This window comes from Campylobacter coli (genome assembly GCA_039516895.1).
GTDB classification, from domain to species: Bacteria; Campylobacterota; Campylobacteria; order Campylobacterales; family Campylobacteraceae; genus Campylobacter_D; species Campylobacter_D coli_B.
The window spans coordinates 1,618,767-1,642,882 of record CP154437.1; the positions used below are offsets into that span (position 1 = coordinate 1,618,767).

Consider the following 24,116-nt stretch of genomic DNA (forward strand, 5'->3'; position numbering starts at 1 on the left):
TCTAATCAATTTTATTTAATCAAGAGTTTATTTTTTACCTAAATAGTCTTTAATATTGTAATCAATAGGCATAACAAAACTAATTTTTTCACCATCTTTCAACATTTCTTTAGGTGGTTTTGGCAATGGAGAAGCTCTTTTAAATAAACTTAAAACTTCATCATTAAGCACTGCATAGGGGCAAGATTTTTTAAGCTCCTTACTTAGGACATTTCCACTTTCATCGATACTCACACGAATTCTTACAACACCTTCTTGCTTTTGCATTATCGCTTCTTGAGGATATTTTTTAAATTTAGCCAAATGAGCCATAAGCAAGGCTTGATAGCTTTTAATTTGTTCTTTAGCATTGCCACTTACTATGGTTTGTGTTTTATCTTCATTGCTTTGTAGTGGGGCACTAAGTGTTTCATTTTTAAATTTTGAATTTTCACTTGCATTAGCTATTTCTTTTTGGGCTTGATTTTCATCTTGCTTTTCTATCTTTTTTTGAGCTTTTAATACAGCATTTTTATCTTGGGAGTTAAGACTCATTTTTTCATCTTGTTTTTTGTTTTTATCTTGAGAATTGCTCTTTTTTTGATCGATTGAAACTTCTTTTAATTCTCCAATAGGAAGCTCTGATACCATCATAATGGAGGTAAATTCCACTCCTTGTTTAAAATCAACTCCGCTTGATTTTTCTTGAGTATAAAAAGAAAAAAGAAAAAACATTAATACCAAAGCATGCAATACCAAACTCGACACAAACCCAAAAATCACACTAGACTTCATACTAATCCACCTTTTTGCTTGAAAGAGCTATTTTTCCATAGCCATTCTCTTTTAATTTTTGCATTACCTGCATAATATCTTCATACTTTACACTTTTATCGATATGAAAATAAATAATTTCTTCTTTATTACCTTTGGTTTTTATATCCAAAGCACTTGAAAGATTTTCTAGGCTTAATTTATCATCATTAATGGCCAAAGTATTATCGGTATTTAAATAAAGTATGATGGGATTTTTAAGCTTATCCTCTGCTTGCTGTGAACTCTTAGGTAGTTCTATCTTGATAGAACTTGTGATAAGAGGAGTAACAGCCATAAAAACGATCAATAATACAAGCATAATATCTATAAAAGGAGTTATATTAATCTCACTTAACTCCTCTTCTTTGTGAGCTATTTCAGTTTTTATCATTAAAATAACTCCTATGAAAAAGTATATAGACAAAATTCGCAAGCTCATCTAAATGGTGCATAAGTTTTAAATTTTTTCTTGTAAGATAATTATAAAAAAGCACCGCAGGAATAGCAGCTACCAAGCCAAAAGCTGTAGCAAACAAGGCTTCAGCTATACCAGGTGCAACAACTGCTAAAGAAGCATTGCCAAGATTTGCTATACCTATAAATGCATTCATAATCCCCCAAACTGTTCCAAAAAGCCCTATAAAAGGTGCACTAGCACCTATACTCGCAAGCAAGCTCAAGCCATTTTTGCTTGCTGTGATTTGTTTTGAGATGGTATTTTGCAAGCGCAATTCTATACGCTCTTTTATATGATCATTTTTATATTCACTTTTTTCAAGCTCATCTTGAATTTCTAAAGATAAAACACCTGCAAAACCTTTTGTCTGATCTAATTCATTGAGATTTTTTAATTCTTTTATCTTGTGTATAGAGAAGTCTAAATTTTTCTTCATAAAATAAAATTGCATAAGCTTAGAAATAAAAACTGCCCACGCTAAAACAGAAAATAAAACCAATATATAAATAACGCCTTTTACCACCTCATCAGCATTTTGATAAAGACTAGAAAGGGAAAGCTCTATCTTTGGTACTTCGGCTTCTATTTTAGGAGAATCAAAAGATAAATTTGTATCTGTTACATTCACTTCAGCATTTAAATTTAACAATAAAAAACAAAATAAAAATATTTTTTTTAGCATTTATGTATTTCCTTAATATTTATATTCAAAACTTACTATAAAGGTGCGACCGCGAGCAGAGTTATTGAAAAGATAGATAGGATCACCTGCTCCATTATATTGGATCTGATTATCTAGTGAATTGTAAGCATTTAAAGCGTCCATATAGTTTTTATCAAATAAATTTTGCACCTCTGCTCTCATTGTGAGATTTTTAAGCCATTCTATATTCCAGTACAAATCTACTATAATAGGAATTTTTGGCAATTCCTGTGTACTTGGATCTGGATACCAAGAATTGTTTGGATCCTCAGTCCAATCATCTGTATTTGGATTAACTCTTTTTGCTTTACCTGTGTATTTTGCTATACCACCAAAGCTAATCTTGTCATTTAACCTAAAGCCAAGCTCTACATTTGCATAATCCTTGGGAAGCTCCATAATTTTACTCGCAGAAAAAGAGCCAAAAAGAGGTCCTGAAGTTTGAGAAATAGTAGAACTCGTATCCTGTCTTGAATACATAGCTTTAGCATAAGCAAAACCCAAATCATAGCTTAATTCTAATTCTATACCTTTAAATATAGTATCATCAACCGAATTTAAATGCATATAAAATTGTGAGCTTGGGGCGATACCATTCGGATCCTCAAGATAAAATTGCTCATTATAAATATAATCTTTTATTTTTGTATGATAATACACCGCTTTAAAACCAAAGCGATCATCGTCTTTTAAAAGTCCATGTTTAAAAGAATTAAAGCCTATTTGCCAAGTATTAGCTTGTTCTGGCTTCAAAAAAGGATTAACACCATTGCCTTCGTTATTTGAGAAAAACATTTCTTGCACATTAGGGGCTCTATTTGTTCTCGCAAAACTTACAAAAGGTGTAAAAAGTTCGTGCAAAGCAGCTGAAAGCATTACAGAGGCATTCAAGCGAAGTCCATTTTTATCTATATCTGTAGCTGTTTTTGGAAAACACATAAAATTCACCTCATCACAAGCTGGTCTATGTCCCTTGATATTCCAATCCAAAAAATTCACATTAGTATCAAGAGTGAAAATACCATAATTTAGACTATTATCAAGATAATAAGTAAAAAGATTTTGCTTTCCATGAGGCTGAAAAGGTATAGAATTTACCCCTTCAATTGATGTATTCATAGTATTTTTATAATCATTAAGCAAAACATTTGCCCCAAAGCGTGTATTTAGATTAAATCCACCCCATTCACTCTCCAAAGTATCGCTTATGTCAAAAGTAGTTGCTTTATTTTTTGCTTTTGTGTTAGCTATGGCGTCATTTGCCCCGAAAGTAGAATTTGATCCGTACTTTTGTACACCTTGATTGTGGGCAATAAGTGCATTTATATTAAGCCACCAAATAGGATTATGTCGAAAGTCAAATTGATAATTATCATTTTGTATTTTTCTACCAGCAAGTTCGTTTTGATACCCGCGATAAGAAAATATAGTGCTTGTAAAAGAATTCGGAGTATATTCGAGTTTAAAAAGTTGAGATTTTGGCTCTTGGGTTAAAAAATCTGGATCAAATGGAGCAGTATTAGTATCAGCTATACCATCTCCATTAGTATCGACCATACTACTACCTATCTTGCCACCCCCACCTACAGTGTAATTTTGAGTAATTCTCTTTGCACTATAGCCAAAAAGTGCGCCCACATATCCATTATTTTCAAGTTCAGTTTTTCCGGCTACCGCACTCATATAACTTGGTCCAATTCCATTACTTCCGTAAGAAAATCGTCCTAAGAATCCAAAGATATCGCCATCACGTACAATATCGTTTACTCCTATTGTTTTAAAATTTGCTGATCCCATTAGAGCATTTGCTCCATTTACTCCTTCAAAAGTTCCCCTTGTGACATCAACTCCGATTAAGAAATTTGTATCAATAACAGCTCCAAAAGCTGAAGTTCCTGTTTGCGAATGAAATCCGGCTGGATCATCTGATGCGCTACCATAAAAAGTTTGAGTGACGCCATCGATCATGGTATTCACACGCCCAAAACCACTCATGCCACGAATATTTACTTGAACCGTACCTTGAGCTTGATCTGTGTTTGTATAGGTTCCAGGTATACTACGCACTATAGAATCTATACTTTGTGTATCTGAGCCTATACCCTCTCTTGTGCTTGTTGCTCCAGGAGTTACAAAAGGTTTTTCATCGTTTTTGATTCTTGAGCCTGAAATTTCAAGGCTATCAAATTCTAATTCTTCAGAAAAAGCAAAATTAGCAAAACATAAACCCATAACACAAATTAAACTTAATTTTTTCATTCTCCTCCCTTATAAATAAAAATATAATCACTATCTTTTAAATCTACCTTCCCATAATTTAAATTCACCACGACTATTTTTTTATCACTCTTAAAGTCTTGTATATGCAAAGGAACTCCTATCTTCTTGCTAGTATGATAATTTCCAGCTAGCAATAAAACTTTATTTGTATGATGCACTAATACATCTGCCATACGCCTGTCTTTGAATTGCTGAATTTCTACTAATTTATCTAGCAATTCTTTATTTTCTTGAGGATTTAGCTTATGACTTAAGGATATAATGTCAAAAATTTGTTTTTTTACTTCATTTGTGGTTGAAACATAACCTTTTAAAGGCTGAACTCCATTATAAATACTTGTAATTTCCGAGCGTGAAAGATTTGCACCTAATATTTTTGCTCTTGAATAAAAAACTGCATTAACAAATTGATCGTAATCTTTCCATTTCCAGCCCTTATCCCAATTTAGTGCATTGGTAAGTTCATTAACCTTAATGTTTTTCTTGTTTTTGAAAGCTTTATCTAAGTGATTTTGCTCTGTGCTTGCTAGCATTTCTAAAGCTACATCAAAACTTATATTTTGAGAACTTAAATTTCCTTCCAAGGCATTAAAAATCATAACTTGGCTTATCTTGTGCTTTGCTTCATCGTGTTTTTCGCCAAGCAGTATCACATCTGCTTTTAATAATTCTACAATCATATCTTCAAAAGAAATTTTTTCTTGAGTGTGAGTATTAAGTATGTAAAAATCTTTGTTTTCTTGAAGTGGAGATGGTTTTTGCAAAACAGCACAAGCGCTTAACATAAAGCTTATAAATAATGTGCTTAACATGGTATAAAATTTCATTATTATTTCTACTTTCTTTGTGGTTTATTTTTGATATTGAATATTAATATTTTATATATAAAAATACTCTTAAATATTTATATTAAATTTAATTATTTATAATTAATATCAAAATTAATTATAATAAAATGAAAATACTTATCATTAGAAAAATCATTAAATTACTTTATATTTACTTTTTAATATTAATATCCCTTATCAAAAATTAGTCTAATTTTAATCACAAAAAAAAGGGGGAGAAATAATGAAAAAATTAGTTTTATTTTTATTTTGCTTAGGTTTTGCATTTGCGTGCTCTGAACATTCTAATGCTGATTTTAAAGATCATGATAAAACTAAATATAATTCTCAATATAAGGACAAATAAATGAAAAAAATCTTTTCTTTATGTTTATTAGGTTTTTCTTTACTAGGTGCTGCAGAACTTAACATTTACTCGGCAAGACATTATGATGCTGATTTTCAGATTATAAAAAAATTTGAAGAGAAAACAGGCATTAAAGTTAATCATACTCAAGCTAAAGCTTCAGAACTCATCAAAAGACTTTCGCTTGAAGGAAGCAATTCGCCTGCTGATATTTTCATCACAGCAGATATTTCCAATCTTACAGAAGCAAAAAATTCTGGACTTTTAAGCCCTGTTAAATCAAAATATTTAGAAGATACCATACCTGCTCATTTAAGAGATAAAGATGGGGAATGGTTTGCGATTACAAAAAGAGCAAGAATTATTGCTTACAATAAAAATGCAAACACTGACATTAGCAAAATGAAAAACTATGAAGATTTGGCTAAGCCTGAATTTAAAGGGCAAATCGTTATGAGAAGTGCTACAGCTCCTTATAGCAAAACTCTTTTAGCTTCTATTATAGCTAATGATGGAGATGAAAATGCTAAAGTATGGGCTAAGGGTGTGCTTGACAATCTTGCAACCAAACCAAAGGGTGGAGATAGGGATCAAGCTAGACAAGTTTTTGCAGGTGAGGCTAAATTTGCTGTTATGAATACTTATTATATAGGACTTTTAAAAAATTCTAAAAATCCAAAAGATGTAGAAGTTGGAAATTCTTTAGGTATTATTTTTCCAAATCAAGACAATAGAGGAACTCATATAAATATCAGCGGTATTGCTATGACAAAATCAAGCAAAAATCAAGAAGCAGCTAAGAAGTTTATGGAATTTATGCTAACTCCAGAAATCCAAAAAATTCTCACTGATAGCAATTATGAATTTCCTATAAGAAATGATGTAGAATTAAGCCAAACAGTAAAAGATTTTGGAACTTTTAAAGAAGATCAAATACCTGTGAGTCAAATAGCAGAAAAGGTTAAAGAAGCGGTTAAAATTTATGATCAAGTCGGTTTTAGATAATGCTTAAAACCCTAAAGTATTACAAAATAGGGGCAATTTTACTTGCCCTTTTTCTTACCCTACCTATTTTTGGTATCTTTGCTGAGCTTTTTTATATTCTTTTTCAAAATTTCAATACAAGCGATTTGGCTGAAATTTCATCTATTAAAGAAAATTTGAGTCATTTTTTTGATTATTTGTTTTTAAAATTCATCAAAGATACTTTGATAGTTAGCATAGGAGTGCTATTGCTAAGCTTGATTTTAGGTGTAAGTAGCGCTTATTTGATGGCAAATTATAATTTTTACTTTTGCAGGATTTTAGAAAAATTACTTATTTTACCCTTGGCAATACCTGCTTATATTTTAGCTTTTGTATATGTTGGGATTATGGATTTTCAAGGCTTTTTTCATGAAATTTTTGGTTTTAGGATAGATTTTTTCAACCATTATGGGGTTATTTTTGTCTTAGGAATTTCTTTATATCCTTATATTTACTTATTTGCTAAAACCGCTTTTAAAAGTGAAGCCATAGAAGCTTATGAAGTGGCTAAAATCATGGGGTATTCTGAATTTAGAATTTTTTCACGCGTCATGCTTTTAAGCGCAAGACCTGCTATTTTTTCTGGAGCTTTGCTTGTGTTGATGGAAACTTTAAGCGATTATGGAGCTTCGGCTTATTTGGGAGTAGATACCTTTTCGGCAGGGATTTTTAAACTATGGTATGATTTAAATGATTCTTATTCATCGAGTATTTTATCAGGAATTTTGATGATTTTTGTTTTTTTAATCATGTATATAGATTATTATTATAAAAACAAGCATCATTATAGTTTTAATCAAAATTTAACTCTTTTTATCAAAAAAAGGAAATTAAGTCATGTAAAGCAAATTTTAGCCTGTTTTTATTGTTTTATCATCGCTTTATTAGGATTTATCTTGCCTTTTATATGGCTTGTTTATTGGGGGTTAAAAGATTTTAAACTTTTTGAAGCAGAATTTTATATCATTAGTTTTCAAACCATTATATTGGCTTTCATCACAGCTTTGATTACGACTTTACTGGCTTATTTTTTAATGTTTAGCTCAAGAATTATAAAAAATAACTTTTTCAGCCTATGTATTCTTAAGCTAAGTTCTTTGGGTTATTCTATACCCGCAGCTGCCTTAGGAATTAGCATGATTGTCCTTTTTGTATTTTTAGATAAAATTTTTCATCTTAATTTATTAGGCACTTCATTGATCATTTTAGTTTTTGCTTATATTATTCGTTTTCTAGCGAGTGCGATTTATTCTTTGGAAGGGGGTTATAATAAAATTCATCTAAATACAGATGAAGCGAGTTTAAATTTAAGGCCTAGCTATTTGATCTTATTTTTTAAAATTCATACTCCCTTAATGAAACATTTTTTATTTTTGGCTTTTATCATTGTTTTTATCGATACTATAAAAGAACTTCCTTTGAGTAGAATTTTAGCTCCTTTTGGTTTTGAAACTCTAAGCGTAAAAGCTTTTTGGTTTGCAAGTGATGAGAGAATTTATGATGCTGCTTTACCTTCGCTGCTCATTGTTTTACTTTCTTTAATAGTCGTTATTTGGATGGATAAAATCACAAGGAAAGATGATGTTAGAAATTAAAAACCTATCAAAAAATTTTGGCAAAATACAAGCTTTAAAAAATATCAATCTTCATGTTAAAGAAGGAGAATTTTTAAGCATTTTAGGAGGGAGTGGAAGTGGTAAAAGTACACTTTTAAGAATCATTGCCCAACTAGAACAAGCAAGCTCTTGTGAATTTTTAAAATGCAAGGGTGAAGTGGCGATGATGTTTCAAAACTATGCTTTATTTCCTCATTTAAATGTTGAAAAAAATATACTTTTTGCACTCTATGATAAAAAAGATAAAAAACAAATTTTAGAGGATTTGTTAAAAACCTTTGAAATTGAGAATTTAAGATATAAAAAAATTGATGAAATTTCAGGCGGACAAGCTCAAAGAGTAGCCTTTGCTAGAGCAGTAGCAAGAGGCTGTAAGCTTTTACTTTTGGATGAGCCTTTTTCTAATTTGGATCAGAATTTAAAACAAGACTTAAGAAGAGAGCTAAAAAAACTCATACAAAAACAAAAAATTACAGCCATTATGGTAACTCACGATATCGAGGATGCTTATTGCATGTCTGATAAAATCGCCTTTCTTGATAAAGGAGAAATTCTAGCTCATGCAGATCCTAAAGAACTTTATTTTAAGCCTAATCATAAAAGTGCTAGAATTTTACCTGATTTAAATATCATAGAAGAAGAACTTGATTTAGAAGATGAATTTTTTCAGTGGATCGCTTCAAAAAATTATACTTTTGGCTATGCAGAACTTAAAATAGGAAATCGTTTTGAAGCTACAATCTTACAAAAAGAATTTTTAGGAGCTTTTTATAGACTCAAAGTAAGATATAAAAATATAGAGTTTTTTATGTTGCTCAGCTCAAATTACCCACTAAAAGAAAAAATAAATTTTGATATTATCAATTTTTAGCTAAAATTCCTGAAATTTCTTTAAGGACACAATCAATGAAAAATCTTTTAATCATAGGCGCAGGCGGAGTAAGTCGCGTAGCTACCGTAAAATGCGCAATGAATTCAGATACCTTTAGTAAAATCACTCTAGCAAGTAGAACCAAAAGTAAATGCGATGAAATTGCTAGCTTTATCAAAGAGCGTCTAGGAGTAGAAATTCAAACCGCGCAAATCGATGCAGATGATAGCGATGCGGTTGTAGAGCTTATTAAAAAAACAGGGGCGCAAATTTTACTTAATGTAGCTTTGCCTTATCAGGATTTAAGCTTGATGGATGCTTGTATAAAAGCAGGAATTGATTATGTTGATACAGCAAACTATGAGCATCCAGATCTAGCTAAATTTGAGTATAAAGAACAATGGGCAAGAAATGATAAATTTAAAGAAGCAGGAATTTTAGGACTTTTAGGAAGTGGGTTTGATCCTGGTGTTACAAATGTTTTTTGTGCTTATGCGCAGCAAAATTTATTTGATGAAATTTCTTATATAGATATTTTAGATTGTAACGCGGGCGATCATGGCTATGCTTTTGCAACTAATTTTAATCCTGAAATCAATCTTAGAGAAGTTTCTGCTAAGGGACGCTACTGGGAAAAAGGCGAGTGGATAGAAACCGAACCTATGGAAATAAAAATGGAATGGGATTATCCTGAAGTAGGCGTAAAAGATAGTTATTTGCTTTATCACGAAGAGCTTGAAAGCTTAGTAAAAAATATCAAAGGTTTGAAAAGAATTCGCTTTTTTATGACTTTTGGGCAGAGTTATTTAACCCATATGAAATGCCTTGAAAATGTTGGAATGCTAGGTATAAAACCTGTTATGCACCAAGGTAAAGAAATCATTCCGATAGAATTTTTAAAAACCCTACTTCCTGATCCTGCAAGCCTAGGTCCTCGCACAAAAGGTTATACCAATATAGGTTGCGTAATCCGTGGCGTAAAAGATGGTAAAGACAGACAAGTTTATATTTATAATGTTTGCAATCACGAAGAATGCTATAAAGAAACCGGCGCACAAGCAGTAAGCTACACTACAGGAGTTCCTGCGATGATAGGTACAAAACTAATCGCTAAAGGAATTTGGCAAGGAAAAGGTGTATTTAATATGGAAGAATTTGACGCAAAACCTTTTATGGATGAGCTTAATTCTCAAGGACTTCCATGGAAGATTATCGAAATGACTCCAAGTTTAGGAGAGTAAAAAAGGCATCTTTTAAGATGCCTTGTATTATTTTACAGGGTGAAGTTCGTTTGCATAAAAGCTAACTGATCCCATACCTTCTTTTAAAGCCCATTCATAAGCTTTTGCTACAAATTCCCAGTTAATATGAGCATAGAATTTTTCCAAATACGCAGGACGCGCATTACGATGATCTACATAATAAGCATGCTCCCAAACATCCACAACAAGTAAAGGAACTTTATCTTCAGTGATAGGTGTAGCTGCATTTGAAGTACCCACAAATTCTAATTTTTGATTTTTGGTATTATAAACTAACCAGAACCAACCCGAACCAAAAACTCCTGTTGCTCCTTTGATAAATTCAGCTTTGAAATTCTCTAAAGAGCCAAATTCTTTTTCTAAAGCTGCTTTAATATCGCCTTTTACCTCACAGGCATTTGGCGTAATGCAATCAAAATAAAAATCATGATTATAAACTTGAGCAGCATTGTTAAATACTCCACCACTTGAACTTTTGATAATACTTACAAGATCTTTGGTTGCAAATTCAGTATCTTTGATAAGATTATTAAGATTTGTTACATAGGTATTGTGATGTTTTCCATGATGATAGCTAAAAGTTTCAGCGCTTAAAAAATCACCAAAAGCATTGGTATCATAAGGTAATTTTCTTAATTCAAACATAATTTTCTCCTTTAATTTAGTAAGTTTGACAAAATATTGTAGCATAAAAATTATATAAAAAGACTAAGAAAGTCTTTAACTACTTCTTTAAATTTTCAAGATATTTTTTAAGAAAGAAAGTTAAGAATTTTATAAAAATTATCTTTTTTAATACCCACAAAAACAAGATAAATATCCACAAGCTTCCAAATGCTAGCAACAACAAACATTAAAGCAAAAATAGCAAAATAATCTATAAAAATCGAATGGCTCTTATTTAACAATGCTATAAAAGCAGCAAAAGTAGCAAATAAAGGTATTATAAAAAAAGCCAATTTAATACAAGCTAACAAGATATCGCCCTTATAAAATCTATCAACCCCAAATAATCCCACAGTTATACTTAATACAAGGCCAACCAAGGGATTTTTAAGAGAGATAGCATAAAGAGCACTTAGATCTTTTTGGCTTTTTTTTAATTCTTCCCCTAAGATAAATAGCCTTTCTTGAGGAATCTTATCTTTAAATATGAGCAATATCGTTTTATCTTGCTTCATTGTAAAACTTCAAAAATTTTTTTAAGATTATTTTGACAAATATCTTTCCATACCAAAAAATAATCCAAAATCACCCAAACACTTAGTATGAAAAATAAATTTATAAAAATCAGCATAGTGCTTTCATCGTTTTTATCTTCTGCTATTACCAAACCCATGGAAACAAGTATTACTGATATGATTTTAAGTATACCTAAAATTATATTGCCATTATAAATTCTATCCAAACCAGGAAACAAAAAAGCAAATAAAAGTCCATATAGGGGATTTTTCAGTTTAGTAAATAAAAGTTTTTCTTTTTGTTCTTCACTTGCTTTTTCTAAACTTTCCTTAAGAAAAATCAAGGAATCCTTTGGAACCTTATCTTTAAAATATAATAAGAAAAAATTTGTATCATAACTCATTTATTTATCAATCCTCATCATTTTAATAAAATAAAATTCTACAAACAAAATTCTTACAAATTTATAAATCCATTTTTTACAAAAGCGATAAAAAACATTAAATAAAATTTAAAAACTATCTGTAAATAAAGTTTGGAAATATTAATAAAAAAAGATTTAAGTGGTGACCCATACGAGACTCGAACTCGTGTTACCGCCGTGAAAGGGCGATGTCCTAACCGCTAGACGAATGGGCCACTTTTAAAAGGAGTAAAAATAAAAATGAAGTTGAATTATATATTTTTTATTCTTAAAGTTTAATTAAATACAATCCGCTGCTATAAATTTTTAATCATAGTTTCATCAAAAAAATTAATTAAGAAATTTTTATTATAATTCTCAACTTTTACATCTTTCATAGGAGTCATCATGGATCTTTACAGTCTTATTCTTTTATCCTGTGCATTAGCCATGGATGCTTTTGCTGTATCTTTGTGTAAAGGATTTAGTGTGAAAAAACTAAATTTAAGACACTATGTTATTACAGGGGCTTATTTTGGCGGTTTTCAAGCTTTAATGCCAGCCATTGGATATGTTATAGGCATAACTTTTGCATCCTTTATCGCAAGTATTGATCATTGGATAGCCTTTATTTTACTCTCTTTAATCGGTCTAAAAATGATTAAAGAATCTTTTGAGAATGAAAATTGCGACACTAATTCAAATCAATTCGGCTTTAAAATTATGTTTGCTTTAGCTGTAGCTACAAGCGTTGATGCCTTAGCTATAGGAGTTAGTTTTGCTTTTTTAGATGTTAATTTATTTTTAGCACTATTTTTAATAGGTTCTATTACTTTTATCTTATGTGCTATTGCTTTAGAAATAGGCAATAAATTTGGCACTCGCTTTAAAAATAAAGCTGAATTTTTAGGGGGAGCTGTTTTGATAATCTTGGGGATAAAAATTTTAATTGAGCATTTATTTTTTAGCTAAAAATTTATTTCTAAGTAGTGTTAAAGCTTTAGAAAATTCCAAAGGAGTGCTTTGGAATTTTCTATTAAAAGTTCTTTGACGCTTAGCAAGCTGTGATGTATGTATGGTGATTAAATTTTCAAGTTCTTTTAAAGAAATTTTATTTTCTAAATACTCTTTACATTCCTTAAGCCCTATAGAATTTAATGCTTTAAGATTGTTGTCAAAATTTGAAAAAAGCATTCTTGCTTCTTCTATAAGCCCACTATCAATCATTTCTTTTGTTCTTGCTTCTATGCGCTTTCTTAGAATTTCCCTATCCCATACAAGTTCATAAATTTCAATATCCTTAAGCACTCCATCTTTTTGTGTTCTTTTTAAAAAATCACTAGGAATTTCCTTTGTATTTTCATAAATGCTTAGCCATTTTCTAAGACGATAGGTGTCATTTTTTTCTATTTTATAAGCCGGATCAATTTTTAACAAAAGAGCATAAATTTCATCATTACTTAGAGTGCTAGTTGTATCTTGAATTTTTTGACTTAAACCATCTATCATCGTTTTTAGATAAAAGCCTGTTCCACCCACTATAATCAAGGGCAAATCATTCATAAGAGCAAATTCTTTTGCTTTTTGGTATTCTCTTATAAATAATTCTACATTAAAATGCTCATCAACGCTTAATAAATTTACTCCAAAGTAATTTAAATTCATAAGCTCATCTTTAGATGGCTTAGCATTAGCTATATTGATTTCTTTATAAACACAAAGACTATCAAGGCTTAAAACCACTGCATTAAATTCTTTAGCTAAGGCATTTGCTACATAAGTCTTTCCGCTGGCTGTAGTTCCTATAAGTGCGATTTGAAAAAACATGTGATAATTTATCCTAAAATTTATGAAAATTTTAGTAAAATCATAGCAAAAAATATTTTAAAGTGGAAACATGAATATAATTTGGAATAAATTTAAAGATATTTTAGAACTTGTGGTATTTAAGCATTCTATTTTTGCCTTGCCCTTTTTATTTTCATCTATGATAGTGGCATCAAAACTCGTTAATGATAGCGCTTGGTTTGGTTTTAAGGCTTTGATTTTAGGTATTATTTGTGCTGTAAGTGCAAGAAATTTTGCTATGGCAACGAATCGTTTAATGGATGAAGATATCGATAAAGACAATCCTCGCTGTGCAAATCGCCCTAATGTCAGTGGAAAAATAGGACGCAAAAGCGTTTGGATTTTTATCATCCTTAATGCGATTATTTTTGTTGTATGTTCTTATTTTATCAATACTTTGGCTTTTTATCTCTCTTTTCCTGTGCTTTTTGTATTGGCAATTTACTCTGCTTTTAAACGCTTTAGTTCTTTAGCGCACTTGGTTTTAGGATTTTGTTTAGGACTTGCACCTATTGCAGGTAGTGTAATAGTCATGGGTGAAATTCACATTTATAGCGTGATTTTATGTTTAGGGGTGACTTTTTGGACGGCTGGATTTGACTTACTTTATTCTTTACAAGATATGGAGTACGATAAAAAAGTGGGGCTTCATTCTATCCCTGCTAAATTTGGCTCTAAAGCGACATTATTTATCTCGGCTTTTTGTCATGTATTAGCAGTATTGTTTTGGCTACTTTTTGTTTGGCAGGTTTGGGGAGTAGCACTTGGAAATATCGCATTGCTTGGGGTGATTATCAGCGGTATTATTTTGGCTTTTGAACATAAAATTGTACATAAAAATTTTGCTCACATCGATAAAGCGTTTTTTACTTTAAATGGATATTTAAGTATAATATTTTTTATTTTTATTTGGGTTGATTTGCTATGGGGATAAGTCTTTTTAAGGCAGGATTTGAAGCTTCTTTAGAGTGTTGTGATATTGAAAATAACCACTTTTTACAAGAATACTTAAAATTAGGTGCTATTTCTCAACTTTCAAAATGGAAAAAACTCGCCTTGCGTGTGGATTTTGATGAGGGCGAGAAAATCATCTTTGATTTACTTTTGAGCTTAAAAGAAGATATTTTAAGGCTTGAAGATTCTTTGGATAAAAATAAAGATCTTCTAACACTCAAACAAAAAGGCGTAGTTGAATCTTTAAATTTTGAGTATTTAAATTTTTTAGATGAAATTTTAGAAGAAGGAAAAGAATATTACATAAGATTTGATCTTAATAATCAAAAAATGGCTATTTTTGCTAGAGCTCAAAATAAAAATTTAGCTCAAATTATCAAAATAAAACCCGAAGACAGAATAGCTTTTGATGCTTTTGTGGTTCAATTGCAAAGAGATATGATAAGAAATAAAAAGGACAAAAATGAGTAACGATGTGCTTTATTTAGTTTTTATGATCGTACTTTTAGTTGCAATATTAGCTTATATGAATATCAAAGATAAAGAAAGTAGTGCAAAAATAAACAAACTCCAAGGAGTAGTTGAAGATATTACAAAAGAGCTTCATTATTTACGCAAAGAATTAGGCGTAAAAGATGAGGGTGATCAAGAGGAAGAGGATTATAAAATCACTTTATTAAAAGAAGAAATTCAAATCACACTTGAAAAACAAATCAGTGCAAAAATTACCCCTGTTTTAAGAACTTTAAAAACTATGGAGCACATTATAGAAGATTTTCAAAATGAACAACAAAATCGTATTTTGAATTTAGAACAAAAAGCACAAAGTATGACAAAATTAACACCAAATTATGATACCGAAGAACAAAAAATTGTGGATTTGTTTAAAGAGGGAAAAAGCATAGAGCAAATTGCAAAAGATTTGCGTATGGGCACTGGAAATGTCGAGCTTGTTTTAAAATTTAAACAACTTATCAAATAATCACTAGGGGTAGTAATGCTTATTGATCAATTTGGCAGAAAGATTAATTATCTTAGAATATCAGTAACTCAAAGATGTAATTTTCGTTGTCTTTATTGTATGCCAAAAATTCCTTTTAATCATCAACCTAAAGAAAATTTATTGAGCTTTGAAGAACTTTTTTTGTTTGTTAAAGTGGCTATTGATGAAGGAATTGAAAAAATTCGTATCACTGGAGGAGAGCCTTTATTGCGTAAAGACTTAAGTATATTTATAAAAATGATAAATGATTATAAAAAAGATCTTGATTTAGCAATTACAACCAATGGTTTTTTATTAAAAGATTTTGCTAAAGATCTTAAAGATGCTGGACTGAAGCGTTTAAATATCTCTCTTGATACCCTAGAAAGCAAAAAAGCAAAAACTCTCGCACAAAAAGATGTTTTAGATAGTGTCTTAGCAGGGATTGATGAGGCCTTAAATGTAGGCTTAAAAGTCAAACTAAATACTGTTGTGCTAAAGGGTTTAAATGATGATGAATTGATATCTCTTTTGGAATTTGCAAAATCTAAAAATATTCAAATTCGCTTTATAGAATTTATGGAAAATATACACGCTTATGGAAAATTACAAGGCTTAAAAAGAGATGAAATCATACAAATTCTAAGTCAAAAATATCAAATAAAACTCATTAAAAAAGCTGAAAAAGCTCCTGTAAGTATTTATAGTGCAGATGATTATGAATTTGGGATTATAGATCCACACAGCCATGAATTTTGTGATTCTTGTAACCGTATTCGTTTAAGCGCTGAGGGTTTGCTTATACCTTGTCTTTATTTTGATGAGGCTTTAAGCATTAAAGAAGCAGTGAGAAAAGGCGATATTAATGCCGCTGCAAAAATTTTACAAGAAGTATTGCGCAATAAACCTGAAAAAAATAGATGGAGCGTAGTAGATAATGAAACCTCATCTCGTGCCTTTTATCAAACCGGAGGTTAAATTTGCAACTTGTTGAAAGTTTTTTAAGCATACAAGGAGAAGGCAAATACAGCGGGAAATTAGCTATTTTTATGCGTTTTGCAGGGTGTAATTTTAATTGTTTAGGCTTTGGGGTAAAACTTATTAAAAATGGAAAAACTCTTAAAGGTTGCGATACCATAAGAGCAGTTTTTACTAAAGAATTTAACGAAGAGTATGAAAATTTAAATGCTAATGAGCTTTTTAAACGCGTGCTTGATTTAAAAAAAGATTTTAATCCTATTGTGGTGATTACTGGAGGCGAACCTTTAATCCATCATGAAAATCCAGAATTTATCCATTTTATCCAAACTTTGTTAGAAAATAATTTCAAAGTGCATTTTGAAAGCAATGGAAGTATAGAACTTGATTTTGAAAAATATCCTTTTTATAAAGAATGTATTTTTGCTCTAAGTGTCAAGCTTCAAAATAGTGGGATAAGTAAAGAAAAAAGATTAAATTTTAACGCTCTTAAAGGCTTTAAGCATTATGCCAAAGATAGTTTTTATAAATTTGTTTTAAATTCTAGTCAATTAGAAAGTTCGGCATTAGAGATTTTAGAAATTTTAGAAAAAGCGCCTAATGAAATTTTTTGTATGCCCATGGGAGAAAATGAGCAAAATTTAAAACAAAATGCTTTAAAAATAGCCGAGTTTTGTATTAAAAATGGTTATAATTATTCTGATAGAATCCATATTCGTCTTTGGAATGATAAAGAGGGTGTATGATTATAAGAAAATTATTTGAATTTGAAAATGCTCATATTGTTAGATTTTGCTCTTCAAGCCGTTGTAAAAGTAGTATTCATGGGCATTCTTACAAGGTCGAAGTTTTGCTTGAAAGCAAGTATTTAGATAATGCGGGTATGGTTTATGACTTTGGGCTTTTAAAAACCCATATGCGCCAAATTATCGATAGCTTTGATCATGCTATTACGCTTTTTAATCAAGATGATGAATCTTATTTAAACGAAATGAAAAAATACTCACAACGCTGGGTGAGTTTACCTGTTAATGTCAGTGCTGAAAATTTTTGCCGAGTATTTTTTATACTCATTGATGCTTTATTAAAGCAAACTAAGATGATAAATGGCGAACAAGGTGTAAATTTACAAAGCATTATAGTGCATGAAACAAGAACAGGCTATGCGCAAGGATTTAAAGAAGATGCTTATAGCCCTACCATGCCAAAAATCGCACTTGAAGATATAGAATTTTCACCTGCTATAAAAGCAGAATGGAGTGATATAGAATTTTACGATAAATTAAAAAATTTGCACATTTTCACAAATCCTAAGGAGGTTTAATGGGTAAAAACTTAAGTATTTTAATAAGCTTATTTGTAATTTTATTTTTAAACGCTTGTAGTAATGATAAAGAATTCAATCATAAAAACCAAGATACTACTGAAGAGATAGTGCAAATTGAACAAAATGATGAAAAAACAGAATTTAGCGATACTAATTTACCCTTACCAGTTGATGATGAGGCTAATATTAGTGAAGAATACGACATAAATCCAAGTGTTATTAATTCTTTATACAAGCAAAAATGTGCCACTTGCCATGGAGAAAAAGGAGAAATTAAAACCAAAAAAGGCATAGCAATTAAAAATTTAAGCAGTGAAAAATTTATTCAAAGACTTCAAAATTTAAAAGATGAAGCTCATAATTTTTTAACCCAAGAACAAAGGGAAAATTTAGCAAAATATATCGGCAAGGAGTAATAAATGGACAAAAGTTATGAATTTTTTTTAGCCCTACACCTTTATAGTCTTTACGCTAGTGGATTTTTAATGCTTTTTTATCTTGTCTTAACTCAAGGAAATTTTAAAACCGAATTTATCTTTATCCGTAGAATTCGTTTGTTTTTACCTATATACTATGTTTTTTTAGCCTTGATGCTCTTTACGGGCTTTTTGCTTTTAGCTGTTAAACAATTTCAAATGCATTTAAACCTTTGGTTGATGATTTTTTCTTGGATTTTTATTTTTGCTTTAGCTATTTTTCATTTCACACAATTTAAAAAAGCTCGTAGATTAAGACGCTATATAACTTTTAGACGCATTAGTTTTATGATTTTATTTTGCGAACTTGTCCTTTTAATTTTACCTTTTTTAACAGGCAAATATTTATAAATGCAATTTTTATACCACAAACAAGCAGGAGAGGAAATTTTAAAACTTAAGGGCGAAGAATTTGCCCATTTAAAAGCAAGAAGAATTAAAGAAAATGAAATTTTATCCTTAAGAAATTTAGAAGATGATTTTATTTATGATTATAAAATTTCAAATTTGGACCGTAATTCTTGTTTGCTTTATTTTTTAAATAAACATTTTAAGCCCCATTCACAAAGCGAGCTTAATTTAGCTTTGGCAGTTATCGATACAAAAATTTTAGAAAAAACACTCCCTTTTTTAAATGAACTTGGAGTTGCAAATTTACACCTTGTTTTTACTGAATTTTCTCAAAGAAATTTTAAACTTGATTTTGAAAGATTAGAAAAAATTATCATTTCATCTTGTGAACAATGCGGAAGAAGTCGAAAAATGCAAATTCAAAGCTATAAAAATATACAAGAATTTAGCAAATCTTTTCCTGATGCTGTTTTGGTTGATTTTGAAGGTGAAATAAAGGAATTTGATAAAACTCGGCTTTATTTTATAGGCCCAGAGGGTGGATTTAGCCCCAAAGAAAAACAAATATTTAAAGAAAAAATTTGCCTTAAAGTGCCTAATATTTTAAGAAGCCAAAGTGCTGTCGTTGCAGTGGCTGCAAAAATATTGCTTTAATTTTACTTAAATTAATGTTTTTTTTATATTAAATTTAATATAATCACCGCTTATTGTTTTATTTTTAAGGAAAAAGCTATGAAAAAAGAAATTCATCCAGAATATGTAGAATGCAAAGTTAGCTGCGCTTGTGGCAATACTTTTGTTACCAAATCAAACAAAAGTGAGTTAAGAGTAGATATTTGTTCAAGCTGCCATCCTTTCTTCACAGGTAGTGAAAAAATCGTAGATGCAGCAGGTCGTGTAGAGAAATTTAAGAAAAAATACGCAATGCAATAATTATGCTTTATTTTATTCCTACGCCCATAGGAAATTTAAGCGATATTTCTTTTCGTGCTTTAGAGCTTTTAAAGACTTGCAATGTTTTTTTTTGCGAAGATACAAGGGTGAGCAAGTCTTTACTTTCTTTACTTTCATCTAAATTTGAAATCGATTTTGGCGATAAACAATTCATATCCTTTCATACTCATAATGAAAAAAAAGTTTTAGAAAATTTAGATTTGGAATTTTTTGATCAAGATATTGCTTTTTTAAGTGATGCGGGTATGCCAGGAATTAGTGATCCTGGGCAATTTTTAATTGATTTTGCTTTAAAAAATGATATCCAATTTGAAGTTTTACCTGGTGCTAATGCAGCTTTAGTGGCACTTGTAAGCTCGGCTTTATGCGAAAAAGAATTTATTTTTATGGGTTTTTTAGCCAATAAAGGCAAAGAACGCCAAAGAGATATCCAAAAGATACTCAATCATCCCTATCCTAGCATTATCTATGAATCCCCTAAACGCATCTTGTCTTTAATCGAGCAAATAGCTATTTTAGATAGTCAAAGAGAAATTTTTGCCATTAAAGAAATTTCTAAAAAATTTGAAACCAAATTTAAAGCCAAAGCTATAGATCTTTTTGATATATTAAAACAGACAAATTTAAAGGGGGAGTGGGTTGTCGTGCTAGCTAAAAACGATAAAGATAGCATTAGTAATTCTTTATGTGAAAACGATATTTTAGAGCTTGAAATACCTTTAAAAACAAAAAGCAAACTTTTGGCAAAAATGAATGGAAAAAATCCAAAAGAAATTTATCAAAAACTGCTTTTAAGTCAAAGTTAGGTAAAATTTAGAATGATAGTTTATGGAAAACAGATATTTTTTTATATTTTAGAACGACATAAAGAGCTTATAAATGAGCTTTATTTAGCTAAAGAGTGCGACAAAGAAACTTTTAAAAAGATTGCTAATTCAGGCTTTAAGATCAAAAAACTTGATTTTAAAACAGCCCAAGCTTATGCTAAAGGTGGAAACCATCAAGGCTTTTTGCTAGATATTAAAGAGTATGAATTTAAAGATTTACACACTCTTAAAAAGGGTGAATTTATAGCTATTCTTTATGGTATTAGTGATGTTGGAAATATAGGAGCTATCGTAAGAACAGCTTATGCTTTAGGAGTGGATGGGCTTATTTTTATCGGAGAAAGACTCGCGATGGAAGGCGTTATCCGCACAAGTAGCGGAGCGGCACTAGATCTTGAAATCGCCTTAAATAATGATATTTTTACCGTTTTAAATGAGCTTAAGCAAGTAGGATTTAAACTTTTTGCAAGCGCGAGCGGAGGCAAACAAATTCATCATTATAAAGTCGATAAAGGCAAAAAAGCTTTAATTTTAGGAAGTGAAGGTTTGGGATTAAGTGCTAAAATAATAAAAAAATGCGATGAATGTGTAGGCATAGAAATGAAAAATAATTTCGATAGCCTTAATGTTAGTGTAGCTTTTGCAATACTGTGTGATAGGATGATAAATGCTTAATTGGAAAAAAATTGAAGATTTAAATTTAAAAGAAGTTGCTGCTAGAACAAAAATCGAATTAGATTTTTTAGAAGCTTTAGTTAAAAAAGATTTTGTTACTTTAAATCGTTTTAATGTCCGCGGTTTCGTAAAAATTTTAAGTCGTGAATACGAACTTGATTTTACAGATTTTAATGAAGAATTTGAAACCTATCTCAATGAAAATAATCTTAACGATACAGCCAAACCTAAGATAATAACCCCTAAATTAGATGCTTATACTCAAAAGTCAACAGGTTTCGTATCTTTTATAGTTATAGTTATAATTTTAGCACTTGTGGGTTTTGGAATTTATTATTTTGATTATATTAAATCTTTTTTCCAAAATGACCAAAATAACTCAAGTGCGGCCGTTGTAGATATTATCGGACAAGCACAATCTAATTTAAAAGCTTTAGAAAATAATGTTGTTGTGATTGATAATCAAGCTGAAGAAAACGAAACAGAAGCCAATTTAACTCAAATACAAAATACAGAACTTAACAATACAAAAGAAGAAATAAAACAAATTTCTACCACGCAAAACAATACAAATGCCAAAGAAGAAAATTTAAGCACAAATGATACTTTAGCAACGACAAATCAAGAAGTCACAGAACTTACAAAAGCTCCCAATAAAGAGGCACATTTTAAAGCTTCGGGTAAAATTTGGATAGGCTTGATTGATTTATCAAATTATAGAAAAACTGGTCTTGTAAAAGAAAATGATTTTAATCTTTCTTTAGAAGTAAATCGTTTGGTTTTAACAGGAGCTGCGGCTTTAAGTGTTTTTGATGAAAATGGCAAAGAACAAAAATTTCCTGCGGGAAATTCAAAGCGCTTTTTAATTAAAGATGGAAAAATTACAAGTATTTCGGCAGCTGAATTTATGAAGTTAAACAAAGGTAAAGAATGGTAAAAAAAATCTTTATTTTTTTATTTTTAGCTAATTCTGTTTTTGCTGTTTCTAGTTTAGAATTAGCTAAAAATTTAGTTGCTAATCCTTCTAAAGATTCTCAATTGCGTCTTTTATTTCCTGATTCTAGCTATATTGATAATAAAGGCAATCCAGACATAGCTAAAATTTCAAGAATTTTAAAAACCAATTCCTTAATCAACCTAACCCTATCAGATCCTCAAACTTTAAGGCTCAATTTCAAAGCCAAAGCGGATTCTGTTGTATTTTTTAAGATCTTAACTGACGCACTTACAAATCTTGGATATATATATTTTATCCCTACTGATATGATTTTACGCGATGGAAATATAGACTATACCATACAAGTAGAATCTCAATACATTTTAGATCCAGGTGCTTTATATAGTCTTTTAAAAGATAATTCAGTTTATATAGACAATATTAAGCGCATAGGTACTTATGATTATGAGTATGATTTAAATTTTGAAAATGCTCAGCTTAATACCAATATCGATTTAAAACTTAATTCTACACAAACTTTAGAAAGACCGCTTAAAGATTATGTGTTCACTCTCCAAGGGGCTTCGAATTTGATTATTGATGCGCACGATGCTGATTTTTGGTTTCCTAAAGTGCTATTTTTAGATAAAAATTTAAATCTCATTAAAGCAATCAAGAGTCAAGCTCAAAATAATCATTTTTCAGAGCTTATCCCAAGTGGTGCAGTTTATGCAATTGTAAGCGATATGTATAATTTAGACAATATCCGAAGAGGTTTAAAAATCACCCTAAAAAAATAAAAAGGAAGAAAAATGTTTGATGAAATTCGTTTCAATACCATAGAAAGGCTTCCAAATTATGTTTTTGCAGAAGTAAATGCGATCAAAATGGCAGCAAGACGTGCTGGAAAGGATATCATCGATTTTTCTATGGGAAATCCCGATGGTAAAACTCCTCAACATATCATTGATAAACTTTGTGAAAGCGCCAATAAAGACAAAACTTCAGGTTATTCTACTTCTATGGGGATTTATAAGCTTCGCCTAGCTATTTGCAATTGGTATAAAAGAAAATACGGAGTAAATTTAGATCCTGAAAATGAAGTAGTAGCGACTATGGGTTCTAAAGAGGGTTTTGTGAATTTAGCAAGAGCGATTATCAATCCAGGAGATGTTGCCATAGTACCAGCTCCAGCTTATCCTATCCATACTCAAGCTTTTATCATAGCAGGAGGAAATGTGGCTAAAATGCCTCTCAAATATAATGAAAAATTTGAACTTGATGAAAATAAATTCTTTGAAGATTTAGATAAAACCCTGCATGAAAGTATCCCGCGCCCAAAATATGTAGTGGTAAATTTTCCACACAATCCAACAACGGTAACTTGCGAAAAAAGCTTTTATGAAAGATTAGTTGCAACTGCGAAAAAAGAGCGATTTTATATCATTTCTGATATTGCTTATGCGGATTTAACCTATGATGATTATAAAACCCCTTCTATTTTAGAAGTAGAAGGTGCAAAAGATGTTGCTGTAGAAACCTACACTCTTTCAAAATCTTACAATATGGCAGGTTGGCGTGTAGGATTTACAGTAGGAAATAAGCGCTTAGTAGCTGCTCTTAAAAAGATAAAATCATGGTTTGATTATGGCATGTATACTCCTATACAAGTAGCTGCTACCGTAGCTTTAGATGGGGATCAAAGTTGTGTAGATGAAATTCGTGCTACTTACGATAAAAGAATGCATATCTTGCTAGAAGCATTTGAAAATGCGGGTTGGAAACTTCATAAACCAAGAGCTAGCATGTTTGTTTGGGCAAAACTTCCTGAAAGCAAAATGCATCTAAAAAGCTTAGAATTTTCAAAACAACTTTTACAGCACGCAGAAGTAGCAGTGAGTCCGGGGATCGGCTTTGGTGAAGCAGGAGATGAATATGTAAGAATTGCTTTAATAGAAAATGAAAACCGCATTCGTCAGGCTGCGCGCAATATTAAAAAATACTTGAAAGAAGAATAA

The 24,116-nt window shown here is 30.5% G+C and carries 30 protein-coding genes and 1 tRNA gene; 21 read left to right on the forward strand and 10 right to left on the reverse strand.

Annotated elements, in window-relative coordinates; translation table 11 throughout:
* Positions 1 to 27: 27 nt before the first annotated feature.
* From AAID94_08160 to AAID94_08180, 5 genes are read right to left on the reverse strand one after another with little or no spacing between them, the layout of a single operon-like run.
* Complete coding sequence (locus tag AAID94_08160) at positions 28 to 774, reverse strand: energy transducer TonB (protein ID XAK23799.1); 747 nt, start codon at positions 772 to 774, stop codon at positions 28 to 30.
* 1 nt (position 775) lies between these two features.
* Positions 776 to 1,186 carry a biopolymer transporter ExbD gene (locus AAID94_08165; protein ID XAK23800.1) on the reverse strand — a complete coding sequence of 137 codons (411 nt, stop codon included), beginning with the start codon at positions 1,184 to 1,186 and terminating at the stop codon, positions 776 to 778.
* On the reverse strand, positions 1,173 to 1,934 hold the full coding sequence (locus AAID94_08170; protein ID XAK23801.1) for a MotA/TolQ/ExbB proton channel family protein: 762 nt from the start codon (positions 1,932 to 1,934) through the stop codon (positions 1,173 to 1,175). Before AAID94_08170 ends, AAID94_08165 begins: the two co-directional genes overlap by 14 nt.
* Positions 1,935 to 1,946: 12 nt before the next feature.
* Positions 1,947 to 4,214 carry a TonB-dependent receptor gene (locus tag AAID94_08175; protein ID XAK23802.1) on the reverse strand — a complete coding sequence of 756 codons (2,268 nt, stop codon included), beginning with the start codon at positions 4,212 to 4,214 and terminating at the stop codon, positions 1,947 to 1,949.
* Positions 4,211 to 5,062 (reverse strand): ChaN family lipoprotein, encoded by an 852-nt coding sequence (locus AAID94_08180; protein ID XAK23803.1) that lies wholly within the window; start codon positions 5,060 to 5,062, stop codon positions 4,211 to 4,213. Before AAID94_08180 ends, AAID94_08175 begins: the two co-directional genes overlap by 4 nt.
* A 244-nt stretch (positions 5,063 to 5,306) precedes the next feature.
* Between AAID94_08180 and AAID94_08185 the strand changes: the two genes are divergently transcribed.
* Genes AAID94_08185 through AAID94_08205 form a run of 5 tightly spaced genes read left to right on the forward strand, consistent with a single transcriptional unit; the run spans position 5,307 to position 10,183 of the window.
* Positions 5,307 to 5,429 carry a hypothetical protein gene (locus AAID94_08185; protein ID XAK23804.1) on the forward strand — a complete coding sequence of 41 codons (123 nt, stop codon included), beginning with the start codon at positions 5,307 to 5,309 and terminating at the stop codon, positions 5,427 to 5,429.
* Entirely contained in the window at positions 5,430 to 6,434 is a 1,005-nt protein-coding gene (locus tag AAID94_08190) for a Fe(3+) ABC transporter substrate-binding protein (protein ID XAK23805.1), read from the forward strand. It begins immediately after the preceding gene.
* The gene (locus AAID94_08195) at positions 6,434 to 8,050 is read left to right on the forward strand and encodes an iron ABC transporter permease (protein ID XAK23806.1); all 1,617 of its coding nucleotides are present in this window, start codon (positions 6,434 to 6,436) and stop codon (positions 8,048 to 8,050) included. The genes AAID94_08190 and AAID94_08195 overlap by 1 nt, the downstream gene beginning before the upstream one ends.
* Positions 8,034 to 8,942, forward strand: coding sequence for an ABC transporter ATP-binding protein (locus tag AAID94_08200; protein XAK23807.1), 909 nt, complete (start codon positions 8,034 to 8,036; stop codon positions 8,940 to 8,942). Before AAID94_08195 ends, AAID94_08200 begins: the two co-directional genes overlap by 17 nt.
* A gap of 35 nt (positions 8,943 to 8,977) precedes the next feature.
* Complete coding sequence (locus tag AAID94_08205) at positions 8,978 to 10,183, forward strand: saccharopine dehydrogenase family protein (protein ID XAK23808.1); 1,206 nt, start codon at positions 8,978 to 8,980, stop codon at positions 10,181 to 10,183.
* A gap of 27 nt (positions 10,184 to 10,210) precedes the next feature.
* Here AAID94_08205 and sodB read toward each other — a convergent pair whose 3' ends face one another.
* The 4 genes from sodB to AAID94_08225 form a co-directional block, all read right to left on the reverse strand.
* On the reverse strand, positions 10,211 to 10,849 hold the full coding sequence (gene sodB / locus AAID94_08210; protein ID XAK23809.1) for a superoxide dismutase [Fe]: 639 nt from the start codon (positions 10,847 to 10,849) through the stop codon (positions 10,211 to 10,213).
* 107 nt (positions 10,850 to 10,956) lie between these two features.
* On the reverse strand, positions 10,957 to 11,385 hold the full coding sequence (locus tag AAID94_08215) for an NINE protein (protein ID XAK23810.1): 429 nt from the start codon (positions 11,383 to 11,385) through the stop codon (positions 10,957 to 10,959).
* Complete coding sequence (locus tag AAID94_08220; protein ID XAK23811.1) at positions 11,382 to 11,789, reverse strand: TM2 domain-containing protein; 408 nt, start codon at positions 11,787 to 11,789, stop codon at positions 11,382 to 11,384. Before AAID94_08220 ends, AAID94_08215 begins: the two co-directional genes overlap by 4 nt.
* Positions 11,790 to 11,950: 161 nt before the next feature.
* Positions 11,951 to 12,025, reverse strand: a tRNA-Glu gene (locus AAID94_08225).
* A 172-nt stretch (positions 12,026 to 12,197) separates the two neighbouring features.
* Between AAID94_08225 and AAID94_08230 the strand changes: the two genes are divergently transcribed.
* A complete protein-coding gene (locus AAID94_08230; protein XAK23812.1) occupies positions 12,198 to 12,761 on the forward strand; it encodes a manganese efflux pump MntP family protein in 564 nt (187 codons plus the stop codon).
* On the opposite strand, the gene miaA is transcribed toward AAID94_08230, so the two are convergent.
* A complete protein-coding gene (gene miaA, locus AAID94_08235; protein XAK23813.1) occupies positions 12,747 to 13,616 on the reverse strand; it encodes a tRNA (adenosine(37)-N6)-dimethylallyltransferase MiaA in 870 nt (289 codons plus the stop codon). The genes AAID94_08230 and miaA overlap by 15 nt on opposite strands.
* 70 nt (positions 13,617 to 13,686) lie before the next feature.
* Between miaA and mqnP the strand changes: the two genes are divergently transcribed.
* The 15 genes from mqnP to AAID94_08310 all read left to right on the forward strand — a co-directional run bounded on the left by mqnP (position 13,687) and on the right by AAID94_08310 (position 24,116).
* Positions 13,687 to 14,571 carry a menaquinone biosynthesis prenyltransferase MqnP gene (gene mqnP, locus AAID94_08240; protein ID XAK23814.1) on the forward strand — a complete coding sequence of 295 codons (885 nt, stop codon included), beginning with the start codon at positions 13,687 to 13,689 and terminating at the stop codon, positions 14,569 to 14,571.
* Entirely contained in the window at positions 14,562 to 15,062 is a 501-nt protein-coding gene (locus tag AAID94_08245) for a hypothetical protein (GenBank protein XAK23815.1), read from the forward strand. The genes mqnP and AAID94_08245 overlap by 10 nt, the downstream gene beginning before the upstream one ends.
* Entirely contained in the window at positions 15,055 to 15,573 is a 519-nt protein-coding gene (locus AAID94_08250; protein XAK23816.1) for a hypothetical protein, read from the forward strand. The genes AAID94_08245 and AAID94_08250 overlap by 8 nt, the downstream gene beginning before the upstream one ends.
* Before the next feature lie 15 nt (positions 15,574 to 15,588).
* Entirely contained in the window at positions 15,589 to 16,551 is a 963-nt protein-coding gene (moaA, locus tag AAID94_08255; protein ID XAK23817.1) for a GTP 3',8-cyclase MoaA, read from the forward strand.
* 2 nt (positions 16,552 to 16,553) lie between these two features.
* On the forward strand, positions 16,554 to 17,297 hold the full coding sequence (locus AAID94_08260; protein ID XAK23818.1) for a 7-carboxy-7-deazaguanine synthase QueE: 744 nt from the start codon (positions 16,554 to 16,556) through the stop codon (positions 17,295 to 17,297).
* Positions 17,294 to 17,875, forward strand: a complete 582-nt coding sequence (locus tag AAID94_08265; protein ID XAK23819.1) for a 6-carboxytetrahydropterin synthase — start codon at positions 17,294 to 17,296, stop codon at positions 17,873 to 17,875. The genes AAID94_08260 and AAID94_08265 overlap by 4 nt, the downstream gene beginning before the upstream one ends.
* The gene (locus AAID94_08270) at positions 17,875 to 18,294 is read left to right on the forward strand and encodes a c-type cytochrome (protein XAK23820.1); all 420 of its coding nucleotides are present in this window, start codon (positions 17,875 to 17,877) and stop codon (positions 18,292 to 18,294) included. The genes AAID94_08265 and AAID94_08270 overlap by 1 nt, the downstream gene beginning before the upstream one ends.
* A 3-nt stretch (positions 18,295 to 18,297) precedes the next feature.
* On the forward strand, positions 18,298 to 18,705 hold the full coding sequence (locus AAID94_08275) for a hypothetical protein (protein ID XAK23821.1): 408 nt from the start codon (positions 18,298 to 18,300) through the stop codon (positions 18,703 to 18,705).
* Positions 18,706 to 19,359, forward strand: a complete 654-nt coding sequence (locus AAID94_08280; GenBank protein XAK23822.1) for a 16S rRNA (uracil(1498)-N(3))-methyltransferase — start codon at positions 18,706 to 18,708, stop codon at positions 19,357 to 19,359. It begins immediately after the preceding gene.
* Between the two features lie 78 nt (positions 19,360 to 19,437).
* On the forward strand, positions 19,438 to 19,638 hold the full coding sequence (rpmE, locus tag AAID94_08285; GenBank protein ID XAK23823.1) for a 50S ribosomal protein L31: 201 nt from the start codon (positions 19,438 to 19,440) through the stop codon (positions 19,636 to 19,638).
* Positions 19,639 to 19,640: 2 nt separating this feature from the next.
* On the forward strand, positions 19,641 to 20,465 hold the full coding sequence (gene rsmI / locus AAID94_08290; GenBank protein XAK23824.1) for a 16S rRNA (cytidine(1402)-2'-O)-methyltransferase: 825 nt from the start codon (positions 19,641 to 19,643) through the stop codon (positions 20,463 to 20,465).
* 12 nt (positions 20,466 to 20,477) lie between these two features.
* On the forward strand, positions 20,478 to 21,161 hold the full coding sequence (gene rlmB / locus AAID94_08295) for a 23S rRNA (guanosine(2251)-2'-O)-methyltransferase RlmB (GenBank protein ID XAK23825.1): 684 nt from the start codon (positions 20,478 to 20,480) through the stop codon (positions 21,159 to 21,161).
* Positions 21,154 to 22,098, forward strand: a complete 945-nt coding sequence (locus tag AAID94_08300; GenBank protein ID XAK23826.1) for a hypothetical protein — start codon at positions 21,154 to 21,156, stop codon at positions 22,096 to 22,098. The genes rlmB and AAID94_08300 overlap by 8 nt, the downstream gene beginning before the upstream one ends.
* A complete protein-coding gene (locus AAID94_08305; GenBank protein XAK23827.1) occupies positions 22,092 to 22,898 on the forward strand; it encodes a hypothetical protein in 807 nt (268 codons plus the stop codon). The genes AAID94_08300 and AAID94_08305 overlap by 7 nt, the downstream gene beginning before the upstream one ends.
* A gap of 12 nt (positions 22,899 to 22,910) precedes the next feature.
* Entirely contained in the window at positions 22,911 to 24,116 is a 1,206-nt protein-coding gene (locus AAID94_08310) for an LL-diaminopimelate aminotransferase (protein XAK23828.1), read from the forward strand.